At 49.7% G+C, this 15466-nt stretch carries 16 protein-coding genes; 3 read left to right on the plus strand and 13 right to left on the minus strand.

Annotated features, from left to right (window positions below; translation table 11 throughout):
• Positions 1-67: 67 nt before the first annotated feature.
• Positions 68-835, plus strand: a complete 768-nt coding sequence (locus tag DWX26_RS00270) for a TIGR03915 family putative DNA repair protein (RefSeq protein WP_118600488.1) — start codon at positions 68-70, stop codon at positions 833-835.
• 4 nt (positions 836-839) lie between these two features.
• Here the strand turns inward: DWX26_RS00270 and DWX26_RS00275 are convergent, their stop codons facing one another.
• The 3 genes from DWX26_RS00275 to recQ all read right to left on the minus strand — a co-directional run bounded on the left by DWX26_RS00275 (position 840) and on the right by recQ (position 4085).
• The gene (locus DWX26_RS00275; protein WP_022461920.1) at positions 840-1178 is read right to left on the minus strand and encodes a cyclic-di-AMP receptor; all 339 of its coding nucleotides are present in this window, start codon (positions 1176-1178) and stop codon (positions 840-842) included.
• Between the two features lie 137 nt (positions 1179-1315).
• Complete coding sequence (locus DWX26_RS00280; RefSeq protein ID WP_118600490.1) at positions 1316-2197, minus strand: hypothetical protein; 882 nt, start codon at positions 2195-2197, stop codon at positions 1316-1318.
• 52 nt (positions 2198-2249) lie between these two features.
• Positions 2250-4085 (minus strand): DNA helicase RecQ, encoded by a 1836-nt coding sequence (gene recQ / locus DWX26_RS00285; RefSeq protein ID WP_117509420.1) that lies wholly within the window; start codon positions 4083-4085, stop codon positions 2250-2252.
• Between the two features lie 136 nt (positions 4086-4221).
• On the opposite strand from recQ, the gene DWX26_RS00290 reads away from it, so the two are divergent.
• Positions 4222-5115, plus strand: coding sequence for a polysaccharide deacetylase family protein (locus DWX26_RS00290; protein ID WP_243030446.1), 894 nt, complete (start codon positions 4222-4224; stop codon positions 5113-5115).
• Between the two features lie 10 nt (positions 5116-5125).
• Here the strand turns inward: DWX26_RS00290 and DWX26_RS00295 are convergent, their stop codons facing one another.
• The 4 genes from DWX26_RS00295 to DWX26_RS00310 form a co-directional block, all read right to left on the minus strand.
• Entirely contained in the window at positions 5126-6565 is a 1440-nt protein-coding gene (locus DWX26_RS00295; RefSeq protein ID WP_118600492.1) for an alanine/glycine:cation symporter family protein, read from the minus strand.
• A gap of 139 nt (positions 6566-6704) precedes the next feature.
• Complete coding sequence (locus tag DWX26_RS00300) at positions 6705-7259, minus strand: hypothetical protein (RefSeq protein ID WP_118600494.1); 555 nt, start codon at positions 7257-7259, stop codon at positions 6705-6707.
• Complete coding sequence (locus DWX26_RS00305; protein ID WP_055227506.1) at positions 7256-7483, minus strand: hypothetical protein; 228 nt, start codon at positions 7481-7483, stop codon at positions 7256-7258. The genes DWX26_RS00300 and DWX26_RS00305 overlap by 4 nt, the downstream gene beginning before the upstream one ends.
• A gap of 32 nt (positions 7484-7515) precedes the next feature.
• On the minus strand, positions 7516-8427 hold the full coding sequence (locus DWX26_RS00310) for a RelA/SpoT domain-containing protein (protein ID WP_070103201.1): 912 nt from the start codon (positions 8425-8427) through the stop codon (positions 7516-7518).
• Between the two features lie 296 nt (positions 8428-8723).
• Here DWX26_RS00310 and DWX26_RS00315 point away from each other — a divergent pair, with 296 nt between their 5' ends.
• Complete coding sequence (locus tag DWX26_RS00315) at positions 8724-9515, plus strand: DUF975 family protein (protein WP_055219356.1); 792 nt, start codon at positions 8724-8726, stop codon at positions 9513-9515.
• Between the two features lie 74 nt (positions 9516-9589).
• Here DWX26_RS00315 and DWX26_RS00320 read toward each other — a convergent pair whose 3' ends face one another.
• The 6 genes from DWX26_RS00320 to DWX26_RS00345 form a co-directional block, all read right to left on the minus strand.
• Positions 9590-10075: a cytidylate kinase-like family protein gene (locus DWX26_RS00320; RefSeq protein WP_022461910.1), complete on the minus strand. Its 486-nt coding sequence runs from the start codon at positions 10073-10075 to the stop codon at positions 9590-9592.
• A 136-nt stretch (positions 10076-10211) separates the two neighbouring features.
• On the minus strand, positions 10212-10859 hold the full coding sequence (locus tag DWX26_RS00325) for a YczE/YyaS/YitT family protein (protein ID WP_118600496.1): 648 nt from the start codon (positions 10857-10859) through the stop codon (positions 10212-10214).
• Between the two features lie 85 nt (positions 10860-10944).
• Positions 10945-12120 (minus strand): flagellin lysine-N-methylase, encoded by a 1176-nt coding sequence (gene fliB, locus DWX26_RS00330; protein ID WP_118600498.1) that lies wholly within the window; start codon positions 12118-12120, stop codon positions 10945-10947.
• The gene (gene larC, locus DWX26_RS00335) at positions 12117-13418 is read right to left on the minus strand and encodes a nickel pincer cofactor biosynthesis protein LarC (protein WP_118600500.1); all 1302 of its coding nucleotides are present in this window, start codon (positions 13416-13418) and stop codon (positions 12117-12119) included. The genes fliB and larC overlap by 4 nt, the downstream gene beginning before the upstream one ends.
• The gene (larB, locus tag DWX26_RS00340) at positions 13411-14163 is read right to left on the minus strand and encodes a nickel pincer cofactor biosynthesis protein LarB (protein WP_055219567.1); all 753 of its coding nucleotides are present in this window, start codon (positions 14161-14163) and stop codon (positions 13411-13413) included. The genes larC and larB overlap by 8 nt, the downstream gene beginning before the upstream one ends.
• Positions 14164-14392: 229 nt before the next feature.
• The gene (locus DWX26_RS00345; protein WP_118600502.1) at positions 14393-15301 is read right to left on the minus strand and encodes a hypothetical protein; all 909 of its coding nucleotides are present in this window, start codon (positions 15299-15301) and stop codon (positions 14393-14395) included.
• Positions 15302-15466 lie beyond the last annotated feature (165 nt).

The following is a 15466-nucleotide window of genomic DNA, read 5'->3' on the forward strand; positions in this document are numbered from 1 at the left end:
TTGCTGTATCTGCGCTTTTTGCAGAAGGCTGTTGTCTGTATCAATTGATTTCAGAAAGGATTTTATTATGACTGTTTACACCTGCAGCCCGGATCTTGCGTCGATCCTGACCTGCATCTATGAAGCCTGGAATTCCCGTCTCGGCTACCGCAATGTACGGCTGATGACGGAACCAGTCGGCAATCTGGAGCTGTTCTGCGATTACTGCCATGTTGAGCCGGACACAGAAAAAGCCGCCAGCGTCACGCGATCCATTCAAAAGAAGATCGGCGCAGCAGCCTGGCGGCTCGTCTATCTCTGTGCAATGTCCGAGAGAAGCGACGCTCCCGACATCATTTATCGTTTTCTGCTCTACGGCTTTTCCTATGGAAAGGATACCCTGCATATGCTGCAGGAACCGGCGGTATTCCACGCTTTTGAATTTTCCCGTCAGGTCACAAATGAAGCGCATTCGTTCCGGGAATTTATCCGTTTTGCAAATATTTCCTCCGGTTTTCCGATCCTGGTCTCGCATATTTCCCCGAAAGCCAATGTGCTGACCCTGGTCGCTCCCCATTTTTCTGACCGGCTCCCCTCAGAAAACTGGATGATTCTCGATGATAACCGGCAGCTTGCCGTCGTGCATCCCGCTGACCGGCCCTTTTATCTGACCCGTCTTTCTCCGGATGAAATAGAACGCCTTTCCCTCACGGAATCCACTTCGGACCCTTACGAAGAACTCTGGAAAGGATTTTTCACCGCAATTGCCATCAAAGAGCGTTCCAATCCCGACTGTCAGCGTACGCATCTGCCGCTCCACTACCGGGATCATATGCCGGAATTTAAAAATCTTTAGAGTCTTAGAACTTTTCCAGCTGTTCCATGTTCAGCACAAACACAGTACAGCCTCCTGTCTGGGTATCAATCGGAACAGAGTAATTTCCGCCCGGGCAGAAGTTTCCGCTTTCCATCGGGGTGGCCGCATAGGTAACTGTTTTCCGAAGCCCTGCTTCCTGTTTTAAGATCGCAAGCACAGCGTCGAGCTTATGATCATCGGTTCCGATCAGCAGTGTTGTGTTCTTCTCCTTCAGGAAACCGCCGGTCGTGGCAAGCTCCGTCACAAAAAAGCCTTTTTTGTTCAACTCGGCAATAGTGTCTACCTCGTCCTCTTTCCGTAATACAGCAACAATTAACTTCATACAAATTCCTCCTCGCATCCTCCGGTCAAACGGATTCTGATTTTTGAAAAGTCAGCTGCTTATGCCGTATGGCACATTGCATTTTTCTGTTTTCACAGTAAAAATAGCATAATGTCACGGAAAAAGAAAGTCTTTTTTTACTTTTTCACTTCAAATCCGTATGACACGGTTCCATTTTCGAATACCGCGTCCACTTCGTAGATGTAGCCGGCCTCGGCTCCCGGAATGCTCCAGCTCTCCGCATGCTCCACAGAAACGCTTTCTCCCTCCGGGTAACCATTGCCAAAGTTCTGCCCCCGGTCTTCGGCCGGCCATCTTTCTGCTGTGACAGAATCCGGCTCCTCCGAGAAGACAAGCTCCAGATCGGTTTTTCCTTCGTCATTTGCTGTATTCAGATCATTCAGTTCCGTCCATTCCAGAATGAACGCACTGTCCGCAACGACGTTCTGACCATTGCCGTCCTCATCAACATAAGACCAGGTATAACCTCCCTGTGTTGCCATAGCTGTCACCTGGGCATTTGGCTGTGTGTAGCACAGACTCAGAAACGGAATTTCCGATGGATCCTTTTCCGGCAGAATCTGGGAAAGTTCCTCATCGAATTTTTCTGCATCCGCCTCCGTACCGCCGCTGATTCTCATAATACGGCTGATGCCCGGATATTGTCCCGGATAAGAGTTCAGCATAATACCGTCGCCCTCCACTTGAAGAAAATCTCCTTTTTTGATCTCGGACGGATCAATGGCATTTCCATTTTCATCGCAAAGTGTGTCGGACGGTGTATGTGTCACATAGATGTTTCCGTGTTCCAGATCTCCCAGGTACCATAACCCGGAATCTTCTGCAAGAAATACGGCTTTCTGTACTTCTTCTGCCCTATTGCTGTCCGCTGCAGTACTTGCTGTATCTGCATTCAGATTTCGGTCCCGTTCCGTTTTCATATAGATTCCGCCTCCAATCAGCACGGCGGCAACTACAACACCGGTCACTCCAAAAATAACTGCGTTTTCTTTTTTCATAAGCGTATTCTTCCTTTCCTGTTGTTTTCCCGTTTTTTTTACACGACTTGTTTTATCTTTCTGCAAGACATGCAAGAAACGGTTCCCCGTACTTTTCAAATTTGCTCTCGCCGACACCAGAGACCGCCAGCATTTCCTCTTTGTTGGACGGTTTCTCCATCGCCATCTGGATCAGTGTTTTATCCGAGAAGATAATATACGGAGGCACTTTATGCTCCTTTGCAAGCTCCATCCGGAGTGCCCGCAGTTTTTCGAATACCGCGGCCTCCTCGTTGGAAAGATCCTTTGCCGCTGCCGAGGTTTTTGTCTTTGTCTTCTCTTTTGCGGCTTTCGGAATCCGTTTTTCTTCTTTTGCCATCTTCATCAGCATCGTGCCGTCCTCATCCAGCAGCTCCGCCGCTTTTGGCAACAGGCGCACAATGCTGTATGTGTCGGCCGTTACATAGAGATATTCCCGGACCTGCAGTTCATTTAAGATCTGCCGCAGCCGGTAGACCGGCTCTTTTGCCAGTTCCCCGTAATGGGAGTTTTCATCCATGCGGTACTGGCGGATTTTCGCGGTATTCGCACCGTGCAGGGTATCGAGAATCACCGTCGTGCCGTAGCGCTGACGGCATTCCCGCACACAGCCAAGGATTGCCTTTGCCGCCGCTGTCACATCCACCGTTTCAAATTCCGAGAGGCAGTTGGAACAGTTTCCACAGTAATTGGAACCGTATTCCCCGAAATACCGCAGGATATAATCTCTGAGGCACTCATGGGTGAAACAGTAAAACGTCATTTTCTTCAGCCGTTCCTCCTCCCGCTGACGGATCAGCGCTGTCGTCTCGGGATCCTCACTCTCCTGCGCCATGTTTTCGATAAAAAACTGGTTTGTGATGACGTCCTGTCCCGCGTACAGCAGAATACATTCCGCCGGAAGGCCGTCCCTGCCTGCTCGTCCGGCCTCCTGATAATAGCTTTCCATGTTTTTCGGCATATTATAATGGATGACGTACCGCACATTCGATTTATCGATTCCCATACCAAAAGCGTTTGTCGCTACCATGATCTGCTTCCGGTCATAAATAAAATCTTCCTGGTTTTCCTTCCGTTCCAGGTCAGAGAGACCCGCATGGTATCTTGTGACAGAATATCCTTTCTGCTCGAGTTTCTCACAGACCTCCTCCACATTTTTTCTGGTCAGACAGTAAATAATTCCGCAGTCCGCCTCGTGCTCTGCAAGGAATGATTCCACGGCTGCGAATTTATCTTTCGGCTGCTGTACCGTAAATTTCAGATTTTTCCGGTCAAAGCCTGTGACCAGACGTACCGGATCACGCAAAGACAGCAGTGCTTCGATATCATCCCGTACCTCTTTTGTTGCCGTTGCCGTAAAGGCACCGATCACCGGCCGTGCGGGAAGCTGCTCGACAAACTCTGTGATTTTCAGGTAGCTTGGGCGGAAATCCTGACCCCACTGGGAAATACAGTGTGCCTCATCAACACTAATCATCGAAATTTCCATCGACTGCACCGCGCACAAAAATTCCGGTGTCAGAAGGCGTTCCGGGGCGACATAAATAATCTTGTACCGGCCCTCCATGGCAAAGCCGAGTGCCTTCCGGTACTGCGCCGCACTTAAGGAGCTGTTCAGAAACGCAGCGTGAATCCCCGCCTGGTTCAGGGTCGATACCTGATCCTTCATCAGAGAAATCAACGGTGATACCACCAGGGTAATTCCTGGCAGCAGAAGCGCCGGAATCTGATAACACAGCGATTTTCCTGCTCCGGTCGGCATGATGCCGAGCACGTCCTGTCCGTTCAGAAGCGCATCCACCAGCATCTCCTGCCCCTCCCGGAAGGAATCGTAACCGAAGTACTTTTTTAAAACCTCATATTTTGTCATCTTGTTTTTCTCTGCCCTTTCCATCCACTCTACCTCCATTGTGACATAGATTGCAGGTAAAGTCAAACAGATGTGTGCCGCATGTTTTCTTTCATCCATACATATATTGTCTCAAAAAGTCCTGGAGGGGGATTTTATGCGTTCTCTTTCACCCCTTTCCCGCCGGATCCTGAAAAAAGCCGGTATCGCCGCCGCTTTTTTCTGCTCCGCTTTCCTTTTTGGCTCTGTTCTGTCCCACTTTACCTGCCGTGCGCTCCGAAAGGCAGCCCCAGTTTTTCTCTCTGCTGCGCCGGAGACACCTGTTTCTTCCGTTTCGATGCCCGTCCTCTCCTCTGCTGCCGAAAACTGGGGGCTCTCCTTCCCGGAAAAAGGGAAGACTCCCGTCGGCAATGCTACATCCGAAGAGCTTGCCGCCTACAACGCCTGGTTTGCCGCTTCACCGGAAGAAAACATCATCTATCTGACGTTTGACTGCGGCTATGAAAACGGCAATACACCAACGATTCTTGATGCGCTCCAGAAGCATCAGGCTCCCGCAACGTTCTTTGTCGTCGGCAATTTTCTCTCCGACCAGCCGGATCTTGTCAAACGTATGGCAGCGGAAGGCCATATCGTCGGAAACCACACCTGGTCGCACCCGGATATGTCCAAAATCTCCACGCAGGAAGCCTTCTCAGAAGAACTGAACCGAGTCTCCACACTTTATCAGGAAACCACCGGCCAGGAAATGGTGAAATTTTACCGGCCGCCGCAGGGAAAATACAGCACACAGAACCTGCAGATGGCAAAGGACCTCGGATACCAGACGTTTTTCTGGAGTCTCGCCTATGTAGACTGGTACCAGGATCAGCAGCCGACCCACGAGGAGGCTTTCAAAAAGTTGACCGGACGCATTCATCCCGGTGCCATCGTCCTGCTTCATAATACCTCATCCACCAACGCGGAGATTCTCGATGAGCTGCTGACAAAGTGGGAAGAAATGGGCTATTCTTTTGGCTCTCTTAACCAGCTCACCGTGAAATCTGCCTGAATACGTTTTCTCATGTTCCTCCCCTGCCTCCGTTTTTCCTCTGTTCCGACTTTTTTATGCTGCTCTCAAACCTGACTGCCCCTTCTTTTACTGTTTTCCAGAGCCGCAGCACACAAATCAGATTCGGCACCGCCATGCAGGCATTGGCAAGCTCTGCAAAGTTCCAGACGATTTCTGCCATACAGACACATCCTGCTGATGCTGCAAAGCAGAAGAAAACACGGTAAACCATTCCGAAACTCTCCTTTTTCACCAGCCAGACAAACGCCTGCTCCCCCTGGTAGGCCCAGCCCGCCATCGTTGCAAACGCGAACAGCAGAATCCCGATCGTAACAAGATAACCTCCCGCCGGTCCGAACACACTTTCAAATGCCCGGATTACCATCGCCGCGCCATCCGCTTTTTCCGCTTCCGCTGCCCGCTCTGCCGCACCGGTCACTCCGACGGCAAGACCGGTCACAAGGCAGATTACCATGGTATCAACAAACACACCGGTCATACTGATATATCCCTGCCGCACCGGATCGTCCGTCTGCGCCGCAGCGGCACTGATTCCGCCTGCTCCCAGCCCCGCTTCATTGGAAAACACACCGCGGGAAATCCCATACCGCAGAGCCGGCGGCAGCAGGGCAATTCCGGCTCCCACTGCGCCTCCCGATGCCGCCCGGAAAGAAAACGCATTCTGCACCATCTCAGACAGCGTTCGAGGTAGCTCTCCACCATGCAGACAGATCACAATTCCTGCCCCGCCCAGATAAAAAAGCGCCATACCCGGTACCAATACCTCCGCCGCTTTTGCAATGGAACGCAGTCCGCCTGTCACAACGAGCAGCAGAAGAATCGTCAGTACCAGTGCGCTTTTTTCTCTTTCCACGCCAAAGGTATCCTGCATCGCCAGCGCAATCGAGTTCGCCTGCGTCATATTTCCCATTCCGAGCGATACCAGAACGGCACTCCCGGAAAAAAATACAGCCAGCACCTTTGCCAGTTTTTCCTCTGGAAAGGCTCTCGTCAGCGTTACCATCGGACCACCGCAGTAGGTCCCGTCTTTCTTTTGCATCCGGTACTTCACAGAAAGAAAGCTCTCCGAAAATTTCAGTGCAAGCCCGATCACCGCTGCCAGCATCATCCACACCAGTGCTCCCGGACCGCCAAGTGCCATCGCCGAGGCAACGCCCACGATATTGCCTGTCCCGATCTCTGCTGCCAGTTCCGTCATCAACGATGCGAACGGCGAAACACCTGCTTCTGTTGGTTCCCCGGTGCGCCTCGCTTTGCGACCAAACGCTGTCCGAAGTGCAAAAACCAGACGGCGAACCGGCAGCGCACGAAGCTGGATCATCAGAAAAATGCCTGTCCCAAGCAGCAGAAAAAGAAGCGGCGGCCCCCAGGCGATTTCATTCGCCTTTTTTAGAAATGCATGGATTTTTTCCAGATTGTCTGCACTCATTTTCCTTCCCCGTACATCACAACGTTTTCTTTGCACTTTATGCAGAGCTGTGCAAAAAAAGAACCCGACAGCGGCCTGCAGCCCCGTCCGGTTCTTTCTGTGTTCATCCTATTTTACTGTATTCTGCTTTCGCCCGTTCTCAGGATTCCTGCTCTTTTAAATCGTCCGCCACCAGAACGCCCGCTTTGAAGCCCATCAGCATCATCTCGAGCATTTCCGCATCGTAATTGCGGTATTTCAAGTAATAAAACAGGGAATCCAGATAGTTCAAGAAGCTCTTTTTCGTTTCCGGGCTTAAAATCACCCGTTTTCCGTCACCCATCAGATACTTTGCAATGCGGGAAAAGACAAATTTTTCATTCAGAAATGCCATCGCATCCGATGTCTCATCCTCCACCAGAATCTGGATCGGTTTTCTCCGCAGCAGCCAGTATGTCTCATAGGAGATTACTTTCAGCGAATTGATATGTTTCGCCTGGTGAAAATGTTTCAGGCGGGAAATATCCGTGAAATAGTCCAGCACCGCATGGCTTAACAGCGATTCACTGATCTGGATTTTCTCGCGAATGCCGAGACTTTTGGCAAATTCCTCGATCTCTTCATAAAAAACGGCATAACGGCTCTGGATTACTTCCTCAGAAAATTCTTCCAGGAGTCCGTCGTAGTTTGTATATATTTTTTCTATTGTATTCATTTTTCCTCCCCGGGCAGATTCAGAATTTCATAACAGAGTTTCGTCCGGACAAAGTCGGTATATTCGGTCATCTCGCGCTTTTCCATCGTTCCATAGCGGATCGGCGAAGTATTTCCCATCAGATGTTTTCGGATTTTTCCGGCTTTGACTGCCGCCATCATATTCTCCGCAGAGTCCTCTGCTGCATGAGAGAAGCCCATGCGGCCCGTGTTTCTTCCATCCATTTTTTATCCTTTCCCATGTCTAAAAAGCAGTTTTATTCTTTCAGTATGCTCCAGACGGCATCATCCATCGTATGAATTTCGTTCAGATCGCGTTTTTCCACCGCTGCCTTGACCTGCGGTTTTAATTCACGCTTGCGCACGATCGTTTCCTTGCTCTGGAACTTCTCATCCGGCACAACCTGGAGACGGCGGTAGAACGATCCCATCTCATCTCCCATGCCCGCCAGACGGTTCAGCAGCTCGGAAAACTCTGTCAGCATGGCGTTTCCCTTGCGCCGCGGATAAAGAATGCTGTGGTCAATCTCTCCCCAGCCCTCCTCGAACAGCGTCTTAATCTGAATTTCAATGTAGACGCCGCGGTAAACGACAATGTAATGCACCGCACGGTAATGTTTCCGGTCCAGAATGTTCTCCTCCGGAATCCAGTTCATATAGATGTCGGCGTAATCGCCAAGTCTTGTATGGACTTTCGGCGGCTCTGCCATATAGCCCGACGCATTTTTGTCGTAGTCACGGCCGTAATCACGGATGTATTTTTCCGGATCGTTTTTAAACCAGTGGGTAATATATTTATGGAAGTTTACCCAGTCCTCCCGATACAGCAAAAGTCCCCGGATTCCGATCAGGTCTGTCACATAACGCATATAGTTTGTCGCATCCATTTTCCGGTATTTTGCATAATTTTCCAGACGCTTACGCACCAGCTTTTCCACCAGATGTTCGGTGTCCTTCAGGCGGCTGTGGTACGACTGCAGTCCGATCTCTTTTTCCTTGTCCTGCAGAAATTCTGCCACAAATTCTTTTCGGATCTTTTCCAGCGTCGGCCGGTGCCGTTCATAATCATCCGCAATTTCCAGCAGTTCTTCCCAGGAAATATCTGCTTCTTCAAATTCCTGCGGCAGAATTCCAAATTTCTGCAGAAACTCGTCCTTTGTCAGATACACGTAAATTCCTCGCTCTCTTTGTCAATTCAACGTACAGGTTTCTTTTTTTTCAGAACGCACCCCGGAGAAACCCGGCCCCGCTGCGTTCTGACGCACCGGAGAGATTATAGCACATTCATCCCCGCTTCACAAGTAAAATCTTTATTTAAGAATGCACATTTCCACTTTAATCTTTCTGCCAATTTCTTAAACTTTCCTTAAGCTGTCTTGATGTTTCACCTGCCCCATGGTAAGATAATCGTGACTTGGCAGAATTGTCTGCTGTTTACACTTACATTAAGAGGGAGGTCTTTTTTATGTGGACTCGAGAGGAACTGAAAACCCGCGGAAAAGCCGCATTTTTACGCAATTACTGGATCTGTGTGGTAGCCGCCTTGATTCTGACTCTGCTGGTCGGAAGCGGTACTTCTAATTCTGGAAATTCCAACAATGACAGCCATCAGACTAACTCGGTCGGTATATCTGGATTTACGATTTCTTCCGATAACTTCAATGTGGAATCCTTTGCAGAAAGATTCACCCCGCTTGGACCGGTTAAATTTGTTTTTACTGTCTTCAGCGGCATTGTACTTCTTGTCATTGGTCTTGCCTTTATTCTGATCCGTATTTTTGTTCTTGCACCATTTGAGGTAGGAGGCTCAAGGTTTTTCATTGAAAACTCGATGGAAAAAGCGGGACTTGGCAACATACTGTTTGGATTCCAGAACGGCTACTATGGAAAAACTGTGTGGACTCTGTTTTTAAAAAATCTTTATATATTCCTCTGGTCGCTGCTTCTTCTGATTCCTGGAATTGTGAAAGCTTATGAATACCGCATGGTTCCTTATCTTCTCGCCGACTACCCGGAACTTTCGACCGAAGAAGCATTCCGCATCAGCCGTGAAATGATGAACGGTGAAAAGATGAATACATTTATTCTTGATCTCTCCTTTATCGGATGGTATATTCTTTCCGGAATCACCTGCAATCTTGTCGGTATTTTCTATCTGTATCCGTACAAATATGCAACCGATGCCGAACTGTTCCTGGTTCTGAAACAGAATTACTTCTCCAGCCGGAGTTATGGCAATACGTATCAGGCTTACTAAACCGCACAAAAAATCAGGTGCTTCTCTTTTTCGGGAAGCACCTGATTTTTTATGTATTTCTTTTTAAATATCTCTTAGATATAATCTTTCATTTCAAAATACCGCATCAGAATATCGGCACAGTTCTCGATGCCAAGATCCGAGGTATTCAGGATCATATGGTAGTTATTGACATCTCCCCATGTCTTTCCGGTATTTTTGTAATAATACTCGGCACGCTGCTTGTCTGTCTCTTCCAGCATCACCTCAGCCGCCTCTCTTGTCAGGGAAAACAGCTTCATGATACGTTTGATCCGATCCTCTTTGTCCGCGCAGACATAAATATTGATGACGTTGCTTTTATCTTTCAGAAACTCCGAAGCACACCGTCCAATGATAATACACGGCTGTTTCGCCAGCTCGCGGATCGCATCCGCCTCAGATTCAAAGGCATTTTCACGCATGCCGTGCTCTACATCGTCCTTATCATATACCGGGATATGCAGTCTCTCGGAAAGTTCTTTCGCAATAATACTCGCCCCAGTACCAAACCGGCGGCTCATCGTAATAACTAAGTTCATTTGCCACTTCCTCCTTCGCACTTCTCATAACGCAAACAAACGCCTTATGACAAATCAAAAAATTTTTCTTTCGCTGTCTTTCATTATAACAAACCCCCACCGAAAACTCAAGGTTTTTCGACAGGGCATGGATCACTCAGGCGATGGTGATTTCTTCTATTTTCTTTTTTGTGAAATGATTGAATGCCGCGATAACTCTTCCTGTGCAGACCATGGCTATAACAGTGCCGATTCCGATTCCTACCGGGCGGCCGGTTCCGACGAAGCCGATCGCAAGGGAAATGACGATGGCGGAGAAATCAAAAAGATTTTTTCCGAAACCCATGTTCTTTCCGCAGCGCTCGCCGAGAACTCTTGCCAGGCCGTCGGCCGGGTTTGGGATGATGTTGACGTCTACGGTGACGGCGGCGCCAATTCCGGTCAGGATGATGGCAAGGGCAAGGACGAGAAGCCGCATTCCCATCTGATCAGGGGTCGGGATGATCCGGTCGAAGATGGTAATAAAGGCGCTCGTCAGATAACTTGCGGCAACCTGTAAGAACTGGAACGGCGGGAATTTTCCTTTCAGCAGTACGATCTGCAGTACGATGAAGATCAAATACGCCACGAAAACGGCGGTTCCTGTTTCATAGCCGAAGATCTGTGCCACGGCGTACGGCATGGAGATGATGGGCGATACGCCGAGGTTTGTCTTCGTATTCAGTGTGATGCCGAGTGCCAGCACCATAATTCCAATCAGATAAAGCGCAATGCGCAGAATCCATTTCTTTTGTTTTTCCTGCATAATTTTCCCTCTTCTCTTTCTGTACAACATCTTTATCCTAGCACAGATCGGGGAATATGTACAGGGAACTCCTCGGATATCAGGGCTATTCCTCTTCCAGTACGCATCCTTCCGGCGCATAGGTTTCAAAGAGCCAGTCCTCAAGAGCATTCAGATTATCGTCGGAATGCTCGACCTCGCGCGCGTATCTCCAGGAAATCTCCTCGATGTCGTGCATGGAAAGCGTTTTTCCATTTTCCAGCCACCGTGCAACCAAGATTTCCTGAATCCAACGGACAGAGAACAGCGCGAGTTCCATTTTGGAACAGACCATATCGTCGTAGACGGCGCCGCAAAAATAGGTGTAGACGAAAAACATCAGAAGCTGCTCACCGATGCTTTCCCACTCTGCACGGCGTTCACCTGCAGCGCCCCAGGTGCGATGGAATTCTTCACAGATGGCCTGATAAGCGGTTTCTCCGTTCTGATACAGCGCTTTTTCTGTGCCGTCAAGCACAGTATCCCATTCCGGACGAAGACGCTCGAGACCGCGGAGAACGGCAAGTTCCTTCACCTGGCGGTCATATGCATGAAAGGATGCAGCATCCACACCTTTTTCCGCAAGGCTCTCCGCCACGCACTCGCTTAAGGTTCCCTCTTCCAGATGCTTTTCATACTTCCGAAGCAGGTCATCGATATCATACTCCCGCTGCTCCTCCATACAGATCTGATACTGTTCTGCGAGCTGCTCTGCCGCCGTCATGCGCTCCTGCAGCGGCAGTTCGCGGTTCTGCAGAATCCGGAACAAAACATCTCTCGTGTCTTCCAGCTGGGAGAACATCATGAAGTCAAACTCTTCAAAATCATCCTCCTCGTCGGTCTCCTCCTCCAGAAAGCGCACCGGCTCTTTGCAGGACAGGATAATCCGTGCAGCTTCCGGGCAGGAAAGGGACAGGGATAATTCACGCAGACCCTCATACTCCTCCGTATGGCGCGGGTAAAGGCGGCAGGTGTCGCATAAGGAATCCGGCCCCAGTTCCTTGTAAAGATCGCAGAGATTTTCATCATTCAGAAAGGCACAGCGGCGGTTGTTCTGGTAAAAACACTCTTCCTCCCAGTCGATCGAATTGCGCAGGCGCTTTCCAAACTCACTCTTCTCATTTCCATACCGCTCCAGGGAATCCTCGTCGATCACGATCTGCCAGCCGGCACAGCACGTATCCGGGCAGTCTCCGGCGGTGCATACAAACTGGTCGTAAAAATGTGGTTTTAAATATCTCATGCTTTTTTGTTTCCTTCTTTATATTTCTGTACGATCCACGCACCAGCCTCGCCGACCGGCATGCCGCTTTTTTCTGCAATTACTGCGGCACTCTCGTACTCTGGATAAATTTTTTCGATCTCGCCGTGGCGGCAGATCTTGACTGTCGCATGGCCGTACTCGGTTGCGATTGTCGCAAACTCGCGTTTCATCACGGTGCGCTCCATCCGGCAGCGGCGGATGCCGATTGTGGTGGTCTCCGCGAATATGATATTTTCCAACGTCTCCCGCGTTGTATCATCACAGATTACATCCAGCTGGTAAGCCGGGCGGTTTTTCTTCATATAGACCGGGATGTAATGGACATCTCTTGCGCCTGATCGCAGCAGTTTTCCCATGCAGTAGCCGAGCGCCTCGCCGGTGCAGTCATCAATGTTGCACTCCAGCTTCCAGATCGTATCTTTCTCGTCGTTTTCTTCTGTTTCGAGCATCATCGCACGCAGCAGTGACGGGCGCTCATACGTCCGTTTTCCGGCGCCAAGACCTGTTCTGGTACATTTGAAGGATGCCGGCAGTGTCTCTTTGGTACGGATTGCCGCAACAATGGCTGCTCCGGTCGGTGTGACCAGTTCACCCTGGATTCCGGTCGGAACGAGGGTCAGGCCATGTGCCTGTACGATATTTAAAACAGCCGGTACCGGAACCGGAATCATGCCGTGCTGGCATCTGACAAAGCCGCTTCCCTCGCTGAGACCCGTCACGATAACTTCATCCGGCGCCAGGTTATCCAGGCAGACAGCGGCAGCCACAATATCCACGATGGAATCGACAGCTCCCACCTCATGGAAATGCACCTGATCAAGCGGCACGCCGTGGGCTTTTGCTTCCGCTTCGGCAAGAATCTGGAAAATCCGCTCCGCCAGCGCTCTTGCTCCCGGTGTCAGACCGCCGCTGCGGATAATCGCAAGAATCTCCGGCAGCCCGCGGTGCTCATGATGGTGATGATGCTCCCCTGTGTGATCGTGGTCATGATGATGCTCGTGATCATGTGGATGGTCATTCACTTCCGCCCCATCCCCGTGCAGATACGCCATATCGTGATCATGGTTCTCATGCTCTGCATCCAGAATCACATTGAAATCGCAGGCATCCAGCCCCGACTTTTTCACTCTTGTAATCGCAATTTCGTATCCCGGCAGTTTCAGGCTTTCCAGTGATTTCTCCAGCACTTCCCGGTCTGCTCCCAGGTCGAGCAGCGCTGCAACGGTCATATCCCCACTGATTCCGCTCCCGCACTCCAGATATAAACTTTTACTCATCTTGATGTACTCCCATTCTGTTAATCTGTGTTGCAATATATCCGGCTCCATAGCCGTTGTCGATATTCACGACAGCAATTCCGTTCGCGCAGGAATTGATCATCGTAAGCAGCGCCGAAAGACCGTTCATGCTGGCCCCGTAGCCAACGGATGTCGGAACAGCAATCACCGGCTTGTCCACCAAGCCGCCGAGCACGCTCGCCAGCGCCCCCTCCATTCCGGCAACGGCTACAACGCAGTTGGCGCTCTGAATCGTATCGAGACGCGACAGCAGGCGGTGGATACCGCTCACACCGACATCGTAGATACGCTCAACGTTTGCACCGAAGTATTCTGCGGTCTGCGCCGCCTCCTCGGCAACGGAAATATCCGCAGTTCCAGCCGTACAGACCGCAATTTTTCCGATCCGCTTCTTGTCTTTCTTTTCTATTTTTAAAATATGGGACAGCGGATCATACACCACTTCCGGAAACTTTTCCCGGATCAGCTCATACTGATGCTCACTGGCTCTCGTTCCGAAGACCTCCCCATCCTGCTCGTACAGACGCGTAAAAATCTTCAGCAGATGTTCATCCGCCTTCCGCGCACAGAAAATGACCTCCGCAAATCCGCTCCGGATTTCACGGTGCGTATCCAGCTTCGCATATCCCATCTCCTCGAACGGCTCTTTTTTGAAATATTTCTCTGCCTCCTCGATCGAGATTTCGTTGTTTTTTACTTTTTCTAATACTTCTCTTGCCTCCAAAACATTCACCTCGTTTTTCTTTTTTCCCTTTTCTTTCACACCCACATACGGTACAACATAAAAAGAAAGCCGAAACCTCTGCTCTGCCAGAACCTTCTCTTTTCTGACACGGCAAATCTCCAGCTTTCTTTATTTTAAACTATGAAGTGCACTTTAAGTCAAGCAGATTCTATACACAAGTATACCCTGCTTTCTGCGTTCCCGCAATCCCTTCTTTTGGCGGTGTGGGTCATCCTGCGTATGGAATTGACTCAAAATATTCATGTTCATCGACACCGTCAATCGTATGTGGAAAACCTTCCGCAGTTTCTATATGGATTCGGCACATCGTTCCATCGGAAAGTTCTGCATCCACATACGTTGTTCCATCTGTCTTTTTCGGAGTCAGCTCTGTTCCGGTCGTAAGCACGATGTTTTCCGGGTTTCCATTGCTGTTAAAAATTTCTGCCGTCAGGGTCGTTCCCTCCTTGACAACCAGCGGTCCTGTCAGCCATCCGATTGTATAGGCATCTTCTTTTGCCTCTGGAAGTCCATCTGCCCCAACACCAACCGTTCGATATCCTGCATATGTCCCAAGCATATAGATCCTGTCAGCCCACTGGAATGCATTCACATCCTGAATTCCTTCGTCTCCGATTCTTCCCTCTGCTTTTCCCGCTTCTGCAATTTCATCAGATGTTACCCGAAAAACCGTCACAGAATGCATGAGATCTTCGCCATAAGATTCCTGATACAGATAATGATCACCATCTGCACTTCGAATCATCCACGTCTCTTCATATCCGCCATACAGTTCTTTCTGATATACCAGACCGTCACAGTTCATCTGCATCGTATAAGCATAAAGCTCCAGATTATGATTGTCCTTTCCATCCCCCTCAAAGGTAAAGGAAAATTCTTCTTCCTTCCCATCCCCGTCGAAATCATCCCGGTAAATTTCTCCTTCTGAGAGCTTCACTGCCGTGGCACCTTTTTCGTTCTCTGCTTCCGCACCCTCCGGCACAGCATCCCCCGATCTTTCTGAACTCGCAGCTGTACTTTCTGATCGATTTCCCGCCTCACCTTTCTGAGCTACTCCGCATCCGCTTACCATCGCTGCCGTCAGGCATGCTGCCATGATCCATGCATATTGTTTCATAAAAATCCTCCTTTCTCTTACACCGATCGTCTCTTGATAACTCCATTATACAGAATCCTTCCCCCCCTGCAAGCGATCTCAGAAATCGTAAGATATTTTAAGCAAAACGTAAGAATCCCCGCCGATGCCGCATCAAATGCCGCACCGCCGGGGATTCTGTAAGTT

Source organism: Blautia sp. AF19-1, from assembly GCF_003479155.1.
In the GTDB taxonomy this organism is placed as follows: domain Bacteria; phylum Bacillota; class Clostridia; order Lachnospirales; family Lachnospiraceae; genus Fusicatenibacter; species Fusicatenibacter saccharivorans.

Bases quoted from the DNA above. Each gene is read 5' to 3' on its own strand.
- larC (WP_118600500.1), bottom strand. From the start codon at position 13,418: ATGAGTAAAAGTTTATATCTGGAGTGCGGGAGCGGAATCAGTGGGGAT.
- recQ (WP_117509420.1), bottom strand. From the start codon at position 4,085: ATGACAAAATATGAGGTTTTAAAAAAGTACTTCGGTTACGATTCCTTC.
- DWX26_RS00295 (WP_118600492.1), bottom strand. From the start codon at position 6,565: ATGAGTGCAGACAATCTGGAAAAAATCCATGCATTTCTAAAAAAGGCG.
- DWX26_RS00270 (WP_118600488.1), top strand. From the start codon at position 68: ATGACTGTTTACACCTGCAGCCCGGATCTTGCGTCGATCCTGACCTGC.
- DWX26_RS00325 (WP_118600496.1), bottom strand. From the start codon at position 10,859: ATGCAGGAAAAACAAAAGAAATGGATTCTGCGCATTGCGCTTTATCTG.
- DWX26_RS00345 (WP_118600502.1), bottom strand. From the start codon at position 15,301: ATGAAACAATATGCATGGATCATGGCAGCATGCCTGACGGCAGCGATG.
- DWX26_RS00305 (WP_055227506.1), bottom strand. From the start codon at position 7,483: ATGGATGGAAGAAACACGGGCCGCATGGGCTTCTCTCATGCAGCAGAG.
- DWX26_RS00300 (WP_118600494.1), bottom strand. From the start codon at position 7,259: ATGAATACAATAGAAAAAATATATACAAACTACGACGGACTCCTGGAA.
- fliB (WP_118600498.1), bottom strand. From the start codon at position 12,120: ATGAGATATTTAAAACCACATTTTTACGACCAGTTTGTATGCACCGCC.
- DWX26_RS00290 (WP_243030446.1), top strand. From the start codon at position 4,222: ATGCGTTCTCTTTCACCCCTTTCCCGCCGGATCCTGAAAAAAGCCGGT.
- DWX26_RS00315 (WP_055219356.1), top strand. From the start codon at position 8,724: ATGTGGACTCGAGAGGAACTGAAAACCCGCGGAAAAGCCGCATTTTTA.
- DWX26_RS00280 (WP_118600490.1), bottom strand. From the start codon at position 2,197: ATGAAAAAAGAAAACGCAGTTATTTTTGGAGTGACCGGTGTTGTAGTT.
- DWX26_RS00275 (WP_022461920.1), bottom strand. From the start codon at position 1,178: ATGAAGTTAATTGTTGCTGTATTACGGAAAGAGGACGAGGTAGACACT.
- DWX26_RS00320 (WP_022461910.1), bottom strand. From the start codon at position 10,075: ATGAACTTAGTTATTACGATGAGCCGCCGGTTTGGTACTGGGGCGAGT.